This window comes from Stenotrophomonas sp. YJH_SMC_19 (assembly GCF_059367915.1).
The window spans coordinates 1-19,047 of sequence record NZ_JCAFRI010000023.1; the positions used below are offsets into that span (position 1 = coordinate 1).

A 19,047-nucleotide genomic window follows, 5' to 3' on the forward strand; every position below is an offset into this window, starting at 1 on the left:
CTTGGATCTGGTAGAGCCGGCCGCTGGCCGGCTGCACCCGTGTGCGATCTCGAGGTTGCCGGCCAGCGGCCGGCACTACCGCCACCCACTACCTGCGACCGTCCCCAGATCTGGTAGAGCCGGCCGCTGGCCGGCTGCACCCGTGCACGATCCCAAGGTTGCCGGCCAGCGGCCGGCACTACCCTCCTCCGCGACCTACGACCAATAGGTGGCTGACAGGCCGCACCCCACCGCCCAGAATCGATCCATCGAACCTGGGAGGGTAGGCGATGGCCTCGACGGCAGCAGTACAGGACGGCTGGATGGCGCGCGCAGCGCTGCGCTCGGCCGCCTGGGCGGAAAAGTGGTTCCCCGATGCGTACGTGTTCGCGGTGCTGGGCGTGGTCATCGTCGCGCTGGCCGCGATGGGCTTCGGTTCGACCCCGCAGGCCACCGCCAGCGCCTTCGGTGACGGTTTCTGGAGCCTGATTCCCTTCACCATGCAGATGGCCTTCGTGGTCATCGGTGGCTACGCCGTGGCCACCGCGCCGGTGGTCGCACGCTTCATCGATTTCCTCGCCCGGGTGCCGCGTACCGGCCGCGGTGCGGTGGTGTACGTGGGCCTGGTCAGCATGCTCGCTTCGCTGCTCAGCTGGGGCTTCTCGCTGGTGTTCGGTGGCCTGCTGGTGCGCGCGCTGGCCCGCCGTACCGAACTGCGCATGGACTACCGCGCGGCCGGTGCGTCGGCGTATCTCGGCCTGGGGGCGGTGTGGGCGATGGGGTTGAGTTCCTCGGCCGCACAGCTGCAGGCCAATCCGGCCAGCATGCCGCCGGGCCTGGTCGAGATCACCGGCGTCCTGCCGTTCACCGAAACCATCTTCCTGTGGCAGTCGATCGCACTGACCGCGGTGCTGATCCTGGTCTCGCTGCTGATCGCCTGGTTGACCGCACCGGCCGCCGGCAGTGCCCGTACCGCTGAAGACTTCCCCGGCGCCGCGCAGGCCGAGCCGGAGCCGTTGCAGCGCCGCACGCGCCCGGGCGAATGGCTGGAGTACAGCCCGCTGCTGACCGTGCTGCTCTCGCTGCTGGCGTTCGGCTGGCTGTTCAACGAGTTCGCCAACAAGCCGGTGGTCACCGCCATCGCCAACCTCAACACCTACAACTTCCTGTTCATTTCGCTGGGCCTGCTGCTGCACTGGCGGCCGCGCAGCTTCCTCAACGCGGTGGCCAAGGCGGTGCCCAGCACCACCGGCGTGCTGATCCAGTTCCCGCTGTACGGTGGCATCGCGATGATCCTCACCCACGCTGCCGGTGGCGACGGGCAGACACTGGCGCACCGGATGTCGAGCCTGTTCGTGCACGTGGCCAGCACCGATACCTTCGCGCTGGTGATGGGCGTTTATTCGGCGGTGCTCGGCTTCTTCGTGCCCTCCGGTGGTGGCAAGTGGATCATCGAGGCGCCGTACGTGATGCAGGCCGCCAACGAACTGAAGGCACACCTGGGCTGGGCGGTGCAGGTCTACAACGCGGCCGAAGCGCTGCCGAACCTGATCAATCCGTTCTGGATGCTGCCGCTGCTGGGCGTGCTGGGCCTGAAGGCACGCGACATCGTGGGCTTCACCTTCATCCAGCTGCTGGTGCACATCCCGCTGGTGCTGGGCCTGCTGTGGCTGCTGGGCATGACCCTGGCGTATGTGCCGCCGGTGATGCCCTGAATGCTGGGCTGGCTTGCCTGCGTGAGTTGGGAAGCCAGCCTCCTTCCGCGCGTGTTTCCGGCTGAGAACGCCATGAATGCGCGCCATGCTGACCACTGCATGAGCACATGCCGAACCCGCATGAATTCTTCAGCCGCTTGTGCCACAAGGGCTTCTGCGCGTTCATTCACAGGCGTACACGCAGATGTAGCCGCGCACCCACGCGTGATTAACCATTCGCTGCAGACGATGGCCACGTCCACCGCATTCCGCGAGTGGCTTTGGAGATCGGACATGGCACAGCAGAACCAGAACCCGAACCAGAAGCAGCAGGGCCAGCAGAACCAGCAGGATCAGCAGCAGGGTCGTGGCCGCGACCAGCAGCAGCAACAGCAGCAGGAACAGCAGCAGCGCAACCCGCGCAACCAGCAGCAGGGTGGGCAGGACGAGGAAGAGTGACCTCGCCACCAGCTCCGGTGATGCGAAGCCCCGCCCCGTGCGGGGCTTTGCTTATTCCAGCACGCCGACACGCTGCAGCACCGGCGCTGCCGACATGTCGTTCGGATTGGTGCCGGGCTGATCCTGCGGTACGTCCATGCCCATGCCGCGGTACAGATCCACCCAGTGCTGGGCGATCTCCCCGGTCTGCGGGTTGCGGAAGTTCATCGGCTGCAATGCGAACACGTGGTGCGCACGGAAGGCGCGTTCGATGAAGTCCGAGCAGTAGTAGCTGTCCTCGTTCAACACATACGACGTGTTGTACGGCTTGCCCAGCATCGTGCGCGCGGTGGCGACCGCATCCTTGATGGCCGCCTGCTGCGGCGCATGCAGGCGATAGACCACGATCTGCCGCTGCTTGGCGCGCGCCTCCTGGCGGAACTCGACCAGCGATTGCCGGCGCGATCCTTTCTCGTCCGCATGCAATACCTCCCAGCCCTTCGGCGTGGAAGCGACCAGGGCGACGTGATCGAAGCTGGGCGCGCCCTGCTTGCCGGTGGCATCGTCAATGGCGGCACTGAGGCCGCTGTGGCCGGCGGTGACAAACAGCAGATCGCCTTCGTGGACATCGACGGCCATCGCCACCGCTGGCCACAGGGCGGGCAGCAGCAGGCCGATCAGGAGCAGGAGGCGATGCATGAGGACTCTCGGACAGGCGGAATGCCGGAATTGTAGGGCGCGCGGTAGCATGGAGCGACCGGACCGGATTCAGGATGAGCCCATGTGTCGATACCGTTCTGCCGCACTGCTGATGCTCGCCTGTGGCGTGGTGCTGGTTGCCTGCACGCCAGCGCCGCAGCCGCCGCAGACAGCGGGCGAAGCCGGGCCTGCCGCAGCGGCGCCGGCGATCACTGCCGCCGAGCCCACACCTGTGGCTGCACGCAGTGAATGCCCCCACCCGGAATTCGATACATTCCTGAAGCATTTCGGCAATGAGATCGCGCTGCAGGAAAAGGCTACTGCCGATCCGCTGCTGGACAGTTACATCGATGCAGAGGCCGAGCCGGAACCGCGCAAGGTGGAAAGCCGGTTGGCGCTGGCCGATGTGGAGTGGCCGGTGATGCCCGATCCTGCCGCGTTGGCCGGGCAGGGCCGCGAAATGCAGGTCAGCCTCCTGGCCGACGGGCAGCGGCAGGTGCAGATCCGTATGCCGGACAGCAGCGACCAGCAGACCTACACCTTTGCGCAGACGCCGTGTTGGACACTGGTCAAGCGTGAGGAGGAGTCGATCTGAAACCTGATCCGGCACAGGCGCGGCGGGCCAGTGACTGCTAGGCTCGATCCCTGGTCCAGGCAGGGAGACGCCGATGCAGGCTTTCAGGAAGCACGCCACCACCACCGCCATCGCAGCTGTGCTGGCGATAGCCTCTCTCAGCGGCGCCCAGGCACAGTCGGTGCATGCCGATGACCGCGCCTACTTCGCCAATGCCACCGCCGAACAGGCCGCGCGTGACGCACTAGGCAAGCGCGTCGAGGCTCTGCAGCAGGCGTCCACCGTTGCACCCGCGGAACGCTTCCGGCAGGCCGAGGTACTGGAGGCGCAGTGCCTGCGCCATCACAGCTACCTGCACCTGCAGGCCGCCCGCAATGCGCGTGATCAGCGTCCGGCCCAGGCGCTGGACCAGGTGATGGGGCTGTGCAGCCGCATTGCCCGCAGCGGCCGCGCCGCTCTGCGCGAGGCGCCTGCGGATGCGCCATGGGCAGCACCCTATGGCTTCCTGCGCGCACGCGCGTTGAAGGAGGCCGCCGCCCCGGCCAACGCCGCGCTGGATGAGGCCGTGGAGGCACTGGCCGATCCGGCGCTGGACAGCTTCGCGCGCCTGCGTGGGCAGATCCTGCGCAGCGCCGAGTACCCGCAGCTCGAGCACGGCGGCCGGCACTGGGACACGGGGCGCGACAGGCAGGCACTGGCCCGGCAGCCCGACCGCGCCCTGCGCGAGGCGGGCTGGAAGGGCTACTGGCAAGGCCTGCAATCGCGCCGTGAGCCGATGGCGTCGGTGCTGCTGGGGCTGGTGCAGGTGAATGACGCCGCGGCACGCCTGCAGGGTGACGGCTCGGCGCCGGCACATGGCTATCAGCGCATGGGCCTGGATACTGCCGCAGTGGATGCAACGCTGGTGGCGATCGAACAGCATGCGGGAGACCGCCGCGCCTATCAGGAGATGCTGCTGCACCACGCTGCGCGATCGGGCATCGACGCGCCGCAGATCTGGGATACCACGGTGCCCGATGCCGGCTACACGCCACCGATGCTGACGCTGGCGCAGCTGCGCGACAACGCCGCCGATGCCATGCAGCACCTGGGCCCGGCGTACGTCGCTGAACTGCGCGCGCTGCTCGATCCGGCCAGCCACCGCATGGATCTGGCCACCGAACGCGGTGACCGCAGCCAGGACGCGTTCTCCGTGAGCGCTCCTGGTGTGCCGGCAATGCTGTTCGTTGGTGTCCGCAGCGGGGACCTGGAAAGCGATGTCGAGATCGCCCATGAAGCTGGCCATGCCGTGCATGGCGAGTGGATGCAGCGGGGTCATGCGTCGCCGCTGCAGCGCAATGGCAGCCAGTGGCTGACCGAGGCGTTCGCGATCTACAACGAGCTGCGCTTCCGCGACCAGCTGTACCAGCAGGCACAGGACCCGCGTGCCAAGGCCTACTACCTGAAATCGCTGCTGGACGACATGGTGCTGCAGCTGTTCACCTCTTCAGAGGAAGCGCAGCTGGAGCAGTCGATCTACCAGGGTGTTGCCGCCGGCACGCTGGGCACCGCCGATGACCTGGACGCGCTGACCGGGCGGGTGCTCGCACGCTTCGGCCAGCAACCGGAGCGCTACCCGCAGCTGCGCAACACCTGGATCGGCAAGCGCCTGATGTATGAAGACCCGAACTATCTGGTGAACTACCTGTATGCGGGTCTGCTGGCCGTGCAGTTGTATGTGCAGGACCAGCGCGATCCCGAGGGGTTCCGTGCGCGCTATCTTGCCGTGCTTGGCGAGGGCTTCGATCGCGCGCCGAACGAGCAGGTGGCGCAACTGCTGGGGCACGCGCCTGACTGGGCGGCCCTGGTGGACGCCGATCTGCAGGTGTTCAACCAGACGGCGGCACAGCTGCAGGCGCTGCATGCGCGGATCGAGGCAGGGCAGGGAACGTGAAGATGCTGCGCAGGATGACGTGCACCTGGGCCACGGCATGGCTGTTGATGCTGCTGTGCCTGTTGCCGAGGGTGGTGATGGCCGGTGCTGCAGTCCCTGCGCTGGATGATCCGGTGGTGGACGCCGCCAACGCACTTTCGGCGGATACCCGCGACAAACTGCGCACGCAGGCATTCCAGTTGCAGGCGCGCACCGGCGCGCAGCTGCAGGTGATGGTAGTCAACCATGTTGGCGACGAAGGCATCGAAGCTTACGCACAGCGGGTGTTCGACCAGTGGCAGCTGGGCCGCGAAGGCGTTGACGATGGCGTGCTGCTGCTTGTGGCCGTGCAGGACCGCCGTGTACGCATCCAGACCGGCTACGGCCTGGAGGGCGCGATACCCGATGCCTATGCCGCCCGCATCATCGACAAGGCGATCGTGCCGCGCTTCCGCGATGGCGACCTTGACCAGGGCGTGCTGGATGGAACGAAGATCATAGTGGCGCTGATCGATGGCGAGGACCTGCCGGCATCGGAAGCGCCATCGATGCGCAACGTGCTGCCGGCCGATTGGCGCAGCGCGGACTCGGTGGTTGCACTGACGCTGCTGGCCGGCTTCCTTGCGGGTCTGTGGCGCTCGCCGCCCTCGGCGCAGGCGCACCCGGAGCGATTGCCGGCCTGGGCCCGCCCGCTGCTGGTGACGGCCGTGGTGGCCGCGGGCCTGCTGGCGGCGGCCATGTGGGCGCCACGCCAGGCACTGGCAGCGCTCTGCATCGTGTTGGCGTTGTGCGTACCGGTGGCGAGCCTGCTTGGCTGGTGCTGGCACCGCAGTCGCGGTGTGCGCGTGGTGCTGCTCGGCATGCTCGGGGTCAGTTCGGGGTTCTTCGTGGTGATGGTGGTGCGTGGCCAGTTGCCACCCAGTCTGGCCCTGCACACGTTGCTGGACCTGGCGGTAGGCATCGTGGCCATGCTGGTGTTCTTCCTCGTACAGGCGTGCCGCGCGCGCTGGCACAAGGACCGCAGCAGCTTCGGGGTGAGGTGCGCAGTGCTGTTGCTGCTGACCGCTGGCTACGTGCTCTTCGCACTGCTGGCCATCGATCGCGCCGGCCCGGTTGCGCGCCTCGCCACGACGATCGGGTGGAGTGCCGGCACGCTCGTGCTGTACTTCACCTGGATCTTCACCATGCTGCCAGGTGAGAAGGCACGCGGCGGCCGCAGATCATCCGGCGGCCACCGCAGCGCGTCCAGTTCGTCATCCAGCAGTTCGTCGTCGAGCAGCTCCAGCAGTTGGTCCGGAGGCGGCGGCCGCAGCGGCGGAGGCGGCGCGTCGGGCAGCTGGTAGATCAGGTCGCCTGCACACGCCAGCCGAGTGCAGCGTCCTCCACAACGCCCGGGCCGGCCACGTCGCCGACCTGCAGCAACAGCCCCTGCGCATTGGGCAGGTCCTTCTGCTCGGGGAACCAGCGCCGGTCCGCAGCGACCACGATCAGCAGCCCTTCGTCGTCGCCCATCGGCGCGAACTGCGGCGAAGGCGGGCTGATCGGTTGCAGGCCAAACCGCAGGCTGGACTGTTCGCGCACAGCATCGACATCGTGGCTGGGCAGGCCGACCTCGCTCAGGCAGGTCAGTTCGCTGCCGTGGAAGGCGCCCTGATGCGTACTGCCGGGCAAGCGGCGGCGGCCAATCAGTTCCAGGATCAAGCCATCGGGGCCAGTGAAGTACACCGACTCCGATTGCCAGCTGCTTTCCAGCGCGAAGTAATCCAGCCCTGCTGGATTGCGTTGCAGTGGCGTGCGTTCGCGCAGCCAGGTCATTGCCTCGCCGAAGCGGTTGTCCGGTACGTTGAAGGCCAGGTGCACGCCACCGACCGGGCGATCCTGCGCAGGCTGGAGTTCGATCGTGCTCCAGCCGATGTGCACATGGTTGCCGACCACGCGTTGCTGCAGGACATCGTGAAAATACGCAGCGACGGCGCCGACATCGGAGACCGGCAGGGTGAGGTGCAGCAGGCGCATGATCGTTCTCCGTGGACGCGATCACTGTAGCGCCGGGCCGCATCCGGCGGCCACTAGCGCAGTGCGTCGGCGAAGAATCGCGTGGCTGCATCCACCGCCTGCCGGTGGGTTTTCGTCCTGGGAACCGCAGTGCTGCAGAGCTCGGGCAGCCTCTGCCCGCCGACAACGGTACAGGCCGCCAGGAAGTCGTAGTGACCCACGTCCGGCAGGCGTTGCAGCGTTGCGCGCGGAATCTGCGCCTGTGCGGCCTCACCATTGGTCTCCGGTGGCGCGACGGTGTCTGCGGCCCCCAACATGATCGATACCGGCTGCCGCAACGCGGACAGCTGCGCGGGCGCGAACGCCTGCACGATGGCGGGTGCCAGCAGGAACACGGCACGCACGCCGGGAATCGCGCGCTGTGCGTCAGCCTCGGCGATCCAGGGGGCAAGCGCGGGCGAAGCCGCAGCGGCCCGGCGCGCCTGCATCGTGTGCGTGGCCGCCTCCTGTTGCGGTTGGCAGACGCCGTCATCCGGGTGCGCGGTGCAGAAGGCCAGCAGTCGCTGCAGGCTGGGCCGTGCACCGGCTGCCAGCAGCGCGGTGTAGCCACCGGCCGAGAAGCCGACCACGCCCAGCCGTTCTGGATCGACATGCGGGCCGAGGATCGGATCGGCCTGCACGGCGGCCAGCGCAGCGCGCAGATCATCCGCGCGCAGCCAGCTCAGCATGCTGCCGGCCAGCGTCATCTCGTCGGCACCGTTGTTGCCGGGATGATCGACCGCGATCACCAGATAACCGTTCCGCGCCAGCGCCGTGCCCAGCCAGCCCATCATGCGTGCGCTGCCGCCGTTACCGTGCGACAGCAGCAGCGTCGGCAGGCGAGCCCCCGCGACGGGAGCATCCACCGCTGCGCGTCCAACCTCGAACAGCGGTGCGTCGGGCGGGCCGATGGTCAGGGCGGTTTCCCGGCTGCCGGCCAGCGCTGGGTACCAGACCGTGTAGCGCAGCGCGTCGTGGTGCTGCCCATCGCGTACAGCCGCGCTGGCCACCGTGGTGGCGCCGTGGCGCTCGCCGGCCGCCTGCGTCTCGCTGCCCTCGGCGATGGCAGTGGAGACCATGAGGATCATTCCCAGCACAGCGGCCATCATGCGCATCTTCAGTTCCTTGTCAGTTGGGACGTTCGTCGACTGGCAACCAGATCTCCACGCCGCCGTTGCCGGTGTGCTCGTCGAAGCGGGTGTCGTAGCGCTCCAGATCGGGTGCATTGGCCAGGCTGAGGCCAGAGCCGGGCAGGTAATGATCCAGCAGCCAGAACCAGGTCGAGCGGATGGCCGAGATGTGCCCGCCGTGCCAGGCCACAAGATAGCGGCGCGCCGGCACGTCCACCCGTTGCCAGTGCGCCGGCACGGTCGGCAGCGCGCTGGCGGGCAGTGCGGCAATGTAATCGAAGCCGCCATCGTCATCACTGTTGCAGCACACGCCGAAGCTGATTGGAGCGGGCGTCGGCCATTCCCGGTTGAGCTGCGCCCATTGTCCGGGAATCGCACCGCCGCTGTCGCGGGTATGCCGCATGCCGATACCCGCCAGCTGGAAGGCGGGCGTGTCGAGCAGGCGCGGTGCCTCATCGCAGGGTACAGGCGCCTCGTCCACGCGGATCGCCTGCACCAGTGCCAGGCCGTCGGTGCCCTGTTCGCGTACCCGCTCTGGTGTCTGTCCGAACTGTTCGCTGAAGGCACGGGTGAACGCTGCATGGGTGGTGTAGCCCGCACCCAGTGCCACCTGCAGGATGTCGCCTGCGCCGGCGGCCAGCCGCTGCGCGGCCGCGGTCAGGCGCCGTCCGCGCAGGTAGCGCACCACCGAGGTACCGGTGCGGGCCTGGAACAGGCGCGACAGATGGAACGGCGACAGCCCCGCCGCAGCGGCGACGTCGGCCAGTGCCAGCGGTCGATCCGCATGGGTTTCGATGTACCACAACGCCTTGCCTGCCGCGCTCATCCTGCCGTTCCTTGAATCCGATGCCGGGCACAGTAGCGGATCGGTAGGCGCGGCGTTTAGCAGTTCTTGCGCTGCCGGGGCTTTGCGTCTGCCCGCGTACCGGCAACAATGCGTGCTTCATGGACGTGATGAGGGGCAGGGAGATGCGATCGACGACGTGGGATGCCAGGCCAGCGGAGCCCGGCCGATGATCGAGATGATCGAAATGCTGCTTGCCCTCTGGGTACTTCCCAGTCTGTTGACCCTGGCGTTGATGCTGCTGATGTTGTTCGGCGCGCCACGGTGGCGCGGCAATCCCTGGGTGTACCGTGTCGGCTTCGCGTTGCTGGGCGGGTTTCTGACACCGACGTTGTTGGGGGCCGGTCACGGTGGGTTGCCGTGCGCGACTATCGGCGGGCTGGTGATGATACTGACGCAGCTGCAATGGATCGGCGATCTGCAGGTCGACTTCATGGGGATCGGGATTCGCAACAGGGGCATCTGGATCATGTCCACCCCCGCCTTGGTGGTGTTCGCCGCCATGATGTTCGTTCCGCTGCGAACGGCACGGCCGGCCCGTTTCGGCTTTGGCGACGACGCCAACGGCTAGCCGCAGTGTGCGGGGATGGGGCGTGGGTCTTCATTGCCACCCATGCATGGCGTGGATCTACGGATGAGCCCTGGCAGGGGCCAACCTTGGTTGGCGCATCAAGCTGTCGTACTGACGTCATGCCTCCTTCACACATCGCGCCGAGACTGCGCGCCTTGTCCAGGCCTGTTGTGTCCGCACAGGTGCTGGCCCTGTCGCGTCCTCCCGGAGCCCTGCCGTGCATCGTTCGAAGCTTTCGCGTTCCATCCTCCTTGCCCTTTCCATGGCCAGCGCAGGAGGCGCGATCGCAGCGGAAGCCGATGCGGTCGATGCCGCCGGTGGCAGCCACGCCGCACCCACCCAGCTCGACGCGATGCTGGTCACCGGTACCCGCGCCTCCAACCGCACCCAGTTCGAAACACTGGCGCCGGTGGACGTGTTCACCAAGGAAGACATCACGTCCGTCGAATCCACCGACCTGAAGGACGTACTGGCCCAGCTGGTGCCGTCGTTCGTGGTGCAGCGCCTGCCGATGGCCGACGGCCAGGTGTTCGTGCGCCCGGCGACCCTGCGTGGCCTGTCGCCGGACCAGACCCTGGTGCTGGTCAACGGCCGCCGCTTCCACCGCAGCGCGCTGCTCGGCAACCGTGGTGCACAGGCGGCCGACCTTGCACAGATTCCGACCAGCGCGATCAAGCGCATCGAAGTGCTGCGCGACGGCGCATCGGCGCAGTACGGCTCGGACGCCATCGCCGGTGTCATCAACATCATCCTCGAGGATGGTCCGGGCACCGAGATCACCGCCGGCTATTCGCAGTACGCGCAGGGCGACGGTGCCTCGCGCGATTTCAGTGCGCGCACCGGCTGGTCGCTGGGCGACTATGGCAGCCTGGTGCTGTTCGCCGAATCGTCCAACTCCGACGCCACCTCGCGCACCCGCCAGCGCCCCGATGCGATCGCCTTCCAGGCTGCACATCCGGAGCTGGACGTGCCCAATCCGGTGCAGCGCTGGGGCCAGCCGGAACTGGAAAGCCGCCGCGTCGGCTTCAACGTGAAGGCCAATGCCAGCGAGACGCTGGAGCTCTATGCCTTCGGCCTGTACAGCCACAGCGACGGTGTCAGCGATTTCAACTGGCGCAACCCGGACACCACCACCGGCGCGTATCGCACCACCGCCATCTTCCCGGGCTGGAACCTGCGTTCGTTGTACCCGGTGGGCTTCAGCCCGCAGTACGGCAACGTCCAGAACGACCTGCAGCTGGTCGGTGGCCTGCGCGGCGAGATCACGCCGAAGCTGCGCTGGGATGTAAGCGCCTCGTATGGCCGCAATGCCATCGACTACAGCCTGAAGAATTCGATCAACGCCTCGCTGGGTCCCGCCAGCCCGACCGCGTTCGATCTCGGCCGCCTGACCCAGACCGAGAAGAATGCCAACGCCGACTTCAACTACGAATGGGACGTGGCCGCGCTGTCCAAGCCGATCAACGTTGCCTTTGGTGGCGAGTTCCGCCAGGAGACCTACCAGGTGCGTGCCGGTGATCCGGCTTCATACGCCGTGGGCCCGGGCGCTGCCGCTGGGCTGGAAGCCAACTCCAACGGTGCACCGGGCTTCTCGGCCAGCCAGGCCGGGCAGTGGAGCCAGCGCAGCAAGGCCGCCTACGTGGACATGGAGATGCCGCTGGGTGAGCGCTGGAGCATCGGTGCGGCCAGCCGTTACGAGGACTTCTCCAGCTTTGGCAGCACACTGGATGGCAAGCTGTCGGCGCGTTTTGCGATCACCCCGGACGTGGCCCTGCGCGGCACCGTGTCCAGCGGCTTCCGCGCACCGACGCCGGCACAGCTCAATACCACCAGCACCACCCAGGGCCTGGACACGCGCACGCTGCAGATCTTCACCAGTGGCCGCCTGTCGCCGAACGATCCGCTGGCGCAGCTGCTTGGAGCCAAGCCGTTGAAGCCGGAGGAATCGCGCACCGCCTCGCTGGGCCTGACCTGGCGCACGGACCTGGGTCTGTCCGGCTCGGTGGACGTCTACCAGATCAAGCTCACCGACCGCTTCAGCCAGTCGGCCAGCTTCGCCATTCCGGCCGGTACGCCCAATCCACTGGGCTACACCTCGGTGAACTACTTCACCAACGACTTCGATACCACCACCACCGGCGTCGACGTGGTCGGCAACTACCTGCGTGATCTCGGCGCCGGCCGCATGACGTTGATCCTGGCCTACAACTACAACCGCACCCGCGTGGACAACGGCAGCACCTCGGTGGCCACCAACGAAACCCAGCGCGTGCTGTTCGAAGACCGGCTGCCCGAGCACAAGGGCAGTCTGACCGGCAGCTGGGACATCGGTGCCTGGTCGCTGATGGCGCGCATGCGCTACTACGGCGCCTGGACCGATTCCAGCGGCAACGCGGTGGGCGACATCTACCAGCGCTTCGGTGCGATGAGCTTCCTCGACCTGGCCGTGGGCTATCGCATCAACGAGCACCACAGCCTGCGCGTGGGCGCCGACAATGTGTTCGATCGCTACCCGGATGAGGCCACGTTCCAGGCCAGCCGTGGCCTGGTCTACTCGCGCAACGCGCCGTACGACACCGACGGTGCCAACCTGTACGCGCAGTACCGGCTGACCTTCTGATGGACGCTCGTCGTCGTTCCCTGCTGCGCGCCGGCACACTGCTGCCGGCCGCAGCTGCACTGTCTTCACTGCCTGCCAGCGCCGCTGCGCGTTACGCTTCGCCGATGGAGATTCCCTCGACGACCGTGGCGCCGGACGTGCTGGCCCTCGATGAAGGCTACTGGGCCGCCGTGGCCAGCCACTTCGACATCACCGATGAAGTGAACCACCTGGAGAACGGCTACTGGGGCGCGATGGGTCGCGAGACGCTGGCCAGCTACCAGCGCCACACCACTGAAGTGAACCGTGGCAACGCCTGGTATGGGCGCCGCGCGTTTCCGGCGCAATACATGGCGGTGCAGCGAGAGGTAGCCGAACTGCTGGGTGTGGGTGCTGATGAGATCGCACTGACGCGGGGGGCCACCGAGGCGATGCTGGCGCTGATCGGTGGCTACAACCGCCTGCAGCCCGGCGACCAGGTGTTGTATGCCGACATCGACTACGACAGCATGATCGGCGCGATGCGCTGGCTGCAGCAGCGTCGCGGCGTGCAGGTCGAGCGTATCGCGCTACCGGCCGTGCCCGACCACGCGCAGATCCTGCAGGCCTACGAGGCCGCGTTCGCGCGGTTGCCGCGCCTGAAACTGGTGCTGCTGACCCAGGTCAGCCATCGCCATGGGCTGGTGCTGCCGGTGGCCGAGATCGCCGAGCGTGCGCGGGCACGCGGTATCGATGTGATCGTTGATGCTGCCCATGGTTTCGGTCAGATCGACTACGCCGTGCCGGATCTGAAGGCTGACTTCGTGGGCATCAATCTGCACAAATGGATCGGCGCGCCGGTCGGCGTCGGCGCGATGTACGTGCGCAAGGGGCGCGTGGCGGACCTGGACCCGTACATGGGCGAGACCGATGATGGTCGCGTGGGCAGCCGCGTGCACACCGGTACGGTCAACTTCGCCGCCTACCTGGCACTGCCGGAGGCGATTGCCCTGCATCAGCGCGTCGGCGTGGCCAACAAGCAGGCGCGGCTGCGCTACCTGCGCGAGCGCTGGACGCTGCCAGCGCGGCAGATGGCGCACATCGAGGTGCTGTCCTCGCCGAACCCGGGGCTGGCCAGTGCGCTGGCCAGCTTCCGCCTGCGCGGGCGCACCGGCGTGGCTGACAACCTCGCGCTGCAGAAGCGCCTGCTGGATGAGCATCGCGTGTTCACCACCCATCGCGACGGTTTGGATTCCGGTGCCTGCGTGCGGGTGACGCCATCGGTGTTCACCCGGCCGGAGCAGATGGATGCGCTGGTGAAGGCCCTCTCCGCCTTGGCCTGACCCTGCTTTGGTGGGTGCCAACCTTGGTTGGCACATTCCAACCGTGCCGGGGAATCTTCCGCCGGCCAGCGGCCGGCGCTACCGGTCGGGTGGGTGCCAACCTTGGTTGGCACATTCCAACCGTGCCGGGGAATCTTCCGCCGGCCAGCGGCCGGCGCTACCGGTCGGGTGGGTGCCAACTGTTGGTTGGCACATTCCAACCATGCTGAGGAGTCTTCCGCCGGCCAGCGGCCGGCACTACCGGTCGGGTGGGTGCCGACCGTTGGTCGGCACATCCCATCCCAGGGCTACCGCTCGATCGTCGGCAACGCATCGGACAACAACAACCGATCAATCCGTCGCAGCGCACTCTCCAGCTGTCGGCGGTCCGTCGCCAGCCCCAGCGACAAACGCACGCCGCTCTGGTGCGAAACCCCTGGCGGACAGAACGCCGAAGATGGCGCAATCGCCAGCCCCTGCAGCTGTGCGGTACGCACCAGTGTGGCGTCGGTCCACGGCGCTGGTACCCGGCACCAGGCATGCAGCCCTTCCGCGCGCTGCAGCAGCGATGGCGCCAGCAGGTAGCGCGCCATCCGCATGCGCTCGCGTGCCTCGGTGCGCACCAGGGCCAGCAGCGACTGCGCCGAACCATCCAGCAGCAGCTGGCTGGCCAACGCCGAGACCAGCGGATGACCCATCAGCCGCGTCGCCCGCAATGCAGCCGTCATCGCCTCCGCGTGCGCAGCGCTTGGGCACTGCACGAACGCAGTGCGCAGGCCGGGGCTGATCACCTTCGACAGCGTCGCCACGTAGAACACATGACGCGGTGCAAGTGCCGCCAGCGGTGTAGGTGCATCCTCGGCGAGGTGCCAGTAAGGATCGTCTTCGATCGCCAGCAGGCCTTCGCCTTCCAGTACACGTGCCAGCGCCTCGCGCCGCTGCAGCGGCAGGGTCAGCGCGGTCGGGTTCTGGCAGGTGGGGTTGAGATAGACCAACCGCGCGCCGCTTTCGCGTGCCAGCCGGGCCAGCGCATCGGGGCACATGCCGTGTTCGTCGCTGTCCACCGGCACCAGCCGCCGGCCCAGTGCGGCGGCGGCCTGCAGCAGGCCCGGATAGACCAGCGCATCGCAGAGGATCGCATCATTGTCGCGGCCCTGGCTGACCAGGATCGCGGCCAGTGCCACCTGGGCACCTTCTGTCAGCAACAGGCAGGCGTCGTCCACCTTTCCCAGCATCGGTTGCAGCCAGCGCGCCGCTGCATGTCGGTCGGTCGGGTTGCCACCGCCCAGGTGGTAGGTCATCAGGTTCGGTGCATTGCTGCGCGCAAGCACGGCGGCCGCACCGCGGCGCAGCGTCTCGGCCAGCGCATCGGCATCGGGCACCGGCGGCACGTTCATGCTCAGGTCCACCGCCTGGTCGAAGCCAGCCTTGGGCGGTGCGATGAAACTGCCTTGTGGTCCGCGTGCTTCGATCAGGCCGCGCTTGCGTGCTTCATCGAAGGCGCGGGTGACCGTGGTCAGGTCGATGCCGAGCTGCTGCGCCAACGCGCGCTGCGAGGGCAGGCGCTGTCCGGGTGCGAGGCCGCCACGGCGCACCGTGCGTTCCAGCGAATTGACGATGCGCAGGTAGATCGGCCCGTTGTGCGCGAGCACGTCCTGCACCCATTCGCGTGCTGCGACATCCGGTCGCGGCATGTACGGAGCATGTCGGGGCGTATCGTTGCTTCCAACGGCGGGAGCCTGTCCATAACCATCGGTCGGTTCGGACAGGTGACCGCCGTTGTTGTTTGCGGCGGCCACACCGGCCAGCGTCAGTGATGTCATCGCACGTCCTCAGCGCTTGGCCTGCCAGGGGCAGTAGCAGCCCACGGCAAGCAGTCCCTTTGGGCGCACGGTCTCGCCGCGCACCAGTCTGTCCAGCAGCGGTTCGACAAAGCTGTTGGCCGAGTTGCAGACCATGCCGATGCTGTACGGCCCCGCGTAGGCGAGATGGCCCTGGCGATCCCAGATGGCTACGGCGGGGCTGGCCGGGATGTGTTCGATACCGTCGATGGTCGGCAGGTTGATCACCTTGTTGCGCAGCGGCTCGGGCAGCTCGCCCTGCGTACCCGGGCGGCGGATCGCATAGAAGTCGATGCCGGCGCGGCGGTACATGCTGATCAGGTAGCTCAGGTGCGCGCCGGTCTCGCGGTTGCAGACCGCACAGGCCGGGTCCCAGAAATGCACCACGCGGATGCGGCCGGTATCACCGGCCAGATCGGCCGGCAGGCGCAGTTGCGAGTCGTCGAAGACGATGGCCTGTTCGGTGAAGGTGGACTGCGCGCTGTAGCCGAAGTACTGCCACAGCGCAGCCGCCACGCCGGCCATGAACAGGCAGGCGAGGGCGATCATCGTCGGCAGCAGCCAGCGGCGACGCGGCGCGGCTGCGCCCATCAGGACGCGTCCCCGCCGAACTTGTGCACGTACTGCTTGCGCATCTCGCGGCAGGAGTCGGCCTGCGCGCGACGCTGGATCTCGCTACGCGAGGGATCCTCGCTGCGCTGCACGCACTGTTCGATGGCGTGGCGCTCGGCGGCCTGTACGTCCACGGTCTGCGGCTGCAGGCAGACCCAGGCCAGCGCGGCCAGCATCAGCACCACAAAGCCACCGCACCCGGCCATCACCAGGTGGAACTTCAGTTTCTCGGCGCGCATCGATGCACGTCCCTTCATCCATACATTGCATACAAAATATCATCTTGTATGGATGAAGCGCCATGCACCCGGTTCAGACGATGGCGTTGTGCCGGGCTTCGGGGGCTTCAGACAGAATCTCGTTCAGCTTGGCCAGCGCCCCGGCCAGCGCGCCCTGGTCGACCGCGCCGCCCAGCGACAGGCGGATCGCGTTGCCCGGCGGCGGCTCTTCCACGCTGAAGGCATCCGAGTTGGCGATGCCCAGGCCCTGTTCCTGTGCGGCCTGGATCAACCGGTACTGGTCCAGCCGTGGCGGCAGCGGCAGCCACACATGCAGGCCGGCCGGATGCGCCTGGGCGCGGGACGGCAGGTACTGCGCGGCAATCGCTTGGCGCTCGCGCAGTTCCTGCTGGAAGCGCTGCACCATGTCCTGGGCCTGGCCGCTGCGGATCCACTGCGACGCCACCGCCACCATCGACTGGGTCGGCATCAGCGCGATCGCACGCAGCGCATCCAGCACCGGTTCCATCGGCTCGCCGGCCGGCACCACCAGGTAGGCGGTGCGCAGGCCCGGGGCCAGGCACTTGGACAGGGTGGAGATGTAGTAGACCGGGCAGCCGGCGTCGCGGTGGGCGGCCAGCGGCGGCGCGGCGTCACCGGCCAGCAACCAGTAGGGATCGTCTTCGATCACGGTCAGATCGTGGCGCTTCGCCACCGCCAGCAGGGCCTGCCGGCGCTGTGCCGACATCGTTGCCGTGGTCGGGTTCTGGATGGTCGGCACCAGGTACAGCAGGCGCGGGCGGCGTAGCTGGCAGGCCTCCTCCAGCGCGTCCGGCAGCATGCCCTCGGCGTCCATCGCCACCGGCACCACGCCCCGCTGCAGCACGCGCGCGGCGGCCAGCAGGCCTGGGTAGGTCAGCTGCTCGGCGGCGATCAGCTCGCCCGGCTGGGTGCGGGCCAGGATCAGCGCGCACAGCGCGGTCTGCGCGCCGGGACAGATCACCACCTGGTCGGCACCGACCGTGCCCAGCATCGGCGCCAGCCACTGCACGGCGGCGGCGCGGTCCTCGCGGGTGCCGGCGCCGACGTGATAGCTCATCAGCTCGCCCTGGCCCAGCTGCTGGCCCACGTGCTGGAAACCGGCCTCCATGCCCTGTGCGAACGGCGCGCTGCCCAGCAGCGGCGGGATGTTCATGCTCAGGTCCACCGAGGTGCTGCGGTTGCCGGCCGACAGCGCGATGAAGGTGCCACCGGCGCCCTGCGCGTCGAGCAGGCCGGCCTGGCGCAGCTCGGCGAAGGCACGGGTGACGGTGGTCAGGTCCACGCCCACCTGCTGGGCCAGGTCGCGCTGCGGCGGCAGCCGGTCGCCCGGGCGCAGCACGCCGTCATCCACCGCCTCGCGTACCTGCTGGGCAATCTGCAGGTACAGCGGGCCGGCGCCCTCGCGGAAGGGGCGAACCCAGGTGCGATTGGGGTGTTTCAGGCGGCGGCCGGCGGCAGGTGGCGTCATCGGTCAGTTTTTTCCATACGTGCAGATGCACAATTCCATACAATGATGTATCTTGTATGGGCTTGATTGGAGTGGTTCGCCTGCTTGTAGGCGACCTCGTACCCACAGTGTAGCCGCTCCACGCCCGGGCGCTGCGCGCAGGCGAGCCGGTCAAGCGCGCTTCTTCAACAGGGTTGACCTCCAATGAATATCTGCTGGAACCGCATCCGCCTGGCGCTGGTCGCCCTGGCCTGCGTCGGCCTGTCGGGCTGTGACTGGGTGCTGCTGGATTCGAAGGGCATGGTCGGGCTCGCCCAGCGCGACCTGATCCTGATCTGCATCGGCCTGATGCTGATCGTGGTGATACCGGCCATCGTGCTGACCTTCGTGTTCGCGTGGCGCTACCGCGCCGGCAACACCAAAGCCAAATACATGCCTGACTGGTCGCACTCCACCAAGGTGGAGATCGTGGTCTGGGGCGTGCCGCTGATCATCATCGCGGTGCTGGCGGTGATCGTGTGGAAGTCGACCCACGAGCTGGACCCGTACAAGCCGCTGGACGTGGCCGGTGAGCCGCTGCACGTGGACGTGATCGCCACCGACTGGAAATGGGTGTTCGTGTATCCGGATCTGGGCATCGCCACGGTCAACCAGCTCAACTTCCCGGCCAACCGCCCGCTGGCGTTCAACATCACCTCCAACTCGACGATGAATACCTTTTTCATCCCGCAGCTGGGAGGGCAGATCTACGCGATGGCCGGCATGCGCACGCAGCTGCACCTGATCGCCAACGAGCCCGGCCAGTTCCGTGGCATGTCCGGCAACTACAGCGGGCATGGCTTCTCGAACATGAAGTTCATCGCCACTGCCAGCAGCAACGAAGACTTCGATCGCTGGGTGGCCGAGGTGCGCAGCGCGCCGGACGCGCTCAGCTTCACGCAGTTCAAGGCGCTGGCCGCACCGTCGAAGAACGTACCGGTGCAGCACTTCTCCAGTGTTGAACCGCTGCTGTTCAAGAAGGTCATCGACCAGTTCATCGGCGTCGGTGAGAACACCGCTGCTGCTACCCCGGCGGGCGCTGCCGGCGGTGCCCAGGTTTCCCAGGAGTAACG

17 protein-coding genes are annotated in these 19,047 nt (G+C 67.5%); 9 read left to right on the forward strand and 8 right to left on the reverse strand.

Annotated features, from left to right (window positions below; translation table 11 throughout):
• Positions 1–269 precede the first annotated feature (269 nt).
• Entirely contained in the window at positions 270–1,694 is a 1,425-nt protein-coding gene (locus AC5P5R_RS18600; RefSeq protein ID WP_172476277.1) for a short-chain fatty acid transporter, read from the forward strand.
• A 273-nt stretch (positions 1,695–1,967) separates the two neighbouring features.
• Entirely contained in the window at positions 1,968–2,132 is a 165-nt protein-coding gene (locus AC5P5R_RS18605) for a hypothetical protein (RefSeq protein ID WP_164281656.1), read from the forward strand.
• Positions 2,133–2,183: 51 nt separating this feature from the next.
• Here AC5P5R_RS18605 and AC5P5R_RS18610 read toward each other — a convergent pair whose 3' ends face one another.
• Positions 2,184–2,810 carry a YiiX/YebB-like N1pC/P60 family cysteine hydrolase gene (locus AC5P5R_RS18610; protein WP_049395696.1) on the reverse strand — a complete coding sequence of 209 codons (627 nt, stop codon included), beginning with the start codon at positions 2,808–2,810 and terminating at the stop codon, positions 2,184–2,186.
• An 82-nt stretch (positions 2,811–2,892) separates the two neighbouring features.
• Between AC5P5R_RS18610 and AC5P5R_RS18615 the strand changes: the two genes are divergently transcribed.
• The 3 genes from AC5P5R_RS18615 to AC5P5R_RS18625 all read left to right on the forward strand — a co-directional run bounded on the left by AC5P5R_RS18615 (position 2,893) and on the right by AC5P5R_RS18625 (position 6,639).
• On the forward strand, positions 2,893–3,405 hold the full coding sequence (locus AC5P5R_RS18615; RefSeq protein ID WP_100438204.1) for a hypothetical protein: 513 nt from the start codon (positions 2,893–2,895) through the stop codon (positions 3,403–3,405).
• Positions 3,406–3,478: 73 nt separating this feature from the next.
• Complete coding sequence (locus AC5P5R_RS18620) at positions 3,479–5,317, forward strand: M3 family metallopeptidase (protein WP_100438205.1); 1,839 nt, start codon at positions 3,479–3,481, stop codon at positions 5,315–5,317.
• Between the two features lie 2 nt (positions 5,318–5,319).
• The gene (locus AC5P5R_RS18625) at positions 5,320–6,639 is read left to right on the forward strand and encodes a TPM domain-containing protein (protein ID WP_088911523.1); all 1,320 of its coding nucleotides are present in this window, start codon (positions 5,320–5,322) and stop codon (positions 6,637–6,639) included.
• A 1-nt stretch (position 6,640) separates the two neighbouring features.
• On the opposite strand, the gene AC5P5R_RS18630 is transcribed toward AC5P5R_RS18625, so the two are convergent.
• The 3 genes from AC5P5R_RS18630 to AC5P5R_RS18640 are packed head-to-tail and all read right to left on the reverse strand — an operon-like array spanning position 6,641 to position 9,286.
• Entirely contained in the window at positions 6,641–7,312 is a 672-nt protein-coding gene (locus tag AC5P5R_RS18630) for a VOC family protein (protein ID WP_164281655.1), read from the reverse strand.
• Between the two features lie 53 nt (positions 7,313–7,365).
• Positions 7,366–8,445, reverse strand: coding sequence for an alpha/beta hydrolase family protein (locus AC5P5R_RS18635; RefSeq protein ID WP_099472672.1), 1,080 nt, complete (start codon positions 8,443–8,445; stop codon positions 7,366–7,368).
• Between the two features lie 13 nt (positions 8,446–8,458).
• On the reverse strand, positions 8,459–9,286 hold the full coding sequence (locus tag AC5P5R_RS18640) for an AraC family transcriptional regulator (RefSeq protein ID WP_100438207.1): 828 nt from the start codon (positions 9,284–9,286) through the stop codon (positions 8,459–8,461).
• Between AC5P5R_RS18640 and AC5P5R_RS18645 the strand changes: the two genes are divergently transcribed.
• From AC5P5R_RS18645 to AC5P5R_RS18655, 3 genes are all read left to right on the forward strand, one after another.
• The gene (locus AC5P5R_RS18645; protein WP_235646413.1) at positions 9,255–9,875 is read left to right on the forward strand and encodes a hypothetical protein; all 621 of its coding nucleotides are present in this window, start codon (positions 9,255–9,257) and stop codon (positions 9,873–9,875) included. The genes AC5P5R_RS18640 and AC5P5R_RS18645 overlap by 32 nt on opposite strands.
• Positions 9,876–10,092: 217 nt before the next feature.
• Positions 10,093–12,495, forward strand: a complete 2,403-nt coding sequence (locus tag AC5P5R_RS18650; protein ID WP_099472675.1) for a TonB-dependent receptor plug domain-containing protein — start codon at positions 10,093–10,095, stop codon at positions 12,493–12,495.
• The gene (locus AC5P5R_RS18655) at positions 12,495–13,796 is read left to right on the forward strand and encodes an aminotransferase class V-fold PLP-dependent enzyme (RefSeq protein WP_099472676.1); all 1,302 of its coding nucleotides are present in this window, start codon (positions 12,495–12,497) and stop codon (positions 13,794–13,796) included. Before AC5P5R_RS18650 ends, AC5P5R_RS18655 begins: the two co-directional genes overlap by 1 nt.
• Positions 13,797–14,083: 287 nt before the next feature.
• Here AC5P5R_RS18655 and AC5P5R_RS18660 read toward each other — a convergent pair whose 3' ends face one another.
• The 4 genes from AC5P5R_RS18660 to AC5P5R_RS18675 are packed head-to-tail and all read right to left on the reverse strand — an operon-like array spanning position 14,084 to position 17,956.
• Positions 14,084–15,598 carry an aminotransferase-like domain-containing protein gene (locus tag AC5P5R_RS18660; RefSeq protein WP_043034246.1) on the reverse strand — a complete coding sequence of 505 codons (1,515 nt, stop codon included), beginning with the start codon at positions 15,596–15,598 and terminating at the stop codon, positions 14,084–14,086.
• A gap of 9 nt (positions 15,599–15,607) precedes the next feature.
• A complete protein-coding gene (locus tag AC5P5R_RS18665) occupies positions 15,608–16,207 on the reverse strand; it encodes a DUF6436 domain-containing protein (protein ID WP_032127099.1) in 600 nt (199 codons plus the stop codon).
• Positions 16,207–16,485 (reverse strand): hypothetical protein, encoded by a 279-nt coding sequence (locus AC5P5R_RS18670; protein ID WP_005420041.1) that lies wholly within the window; start codon positions 16,483–16,485, stop codon positions 16,207–16,209. The genes AC5P5R_RS18665 and AC5P5R_RS18670 overlap by 1 nt, the downstream gene beginning before the upstream one ends.
• A 55-nt stretch (positions 16,486–16,540) precedes the next feature.
• Positions 16,541–17,956, reverse strand: coding sequence for an aminotransferase-like domain-containing protein (locus AC5P5R_RS18675; RefSeq protein WP_099472677.1), 1,416 nt, complete (start codon positions 17,954–17,956; stop codon positions 16,541–16,543).
• Between the two features lie 183 nt (positions 17,957–18,139).
• Here AC5P5R_RS18675 and cyoA point away from each other — a divergent pair, with 183 nt between their 5' ends.
• Positions 18,140–19,045, forward strand: coding sequence for a ubiquinol oxidase subunit II (gene cyoA / locus AC5P5R_RS18680; protein WP_099472679.1), 906 nt, complete (start codon positions 18,140–18,142; stop codon positions 19,043–19,045).
• Positions 19,046–19,047 lie beyond the last annotated feature (2 nt).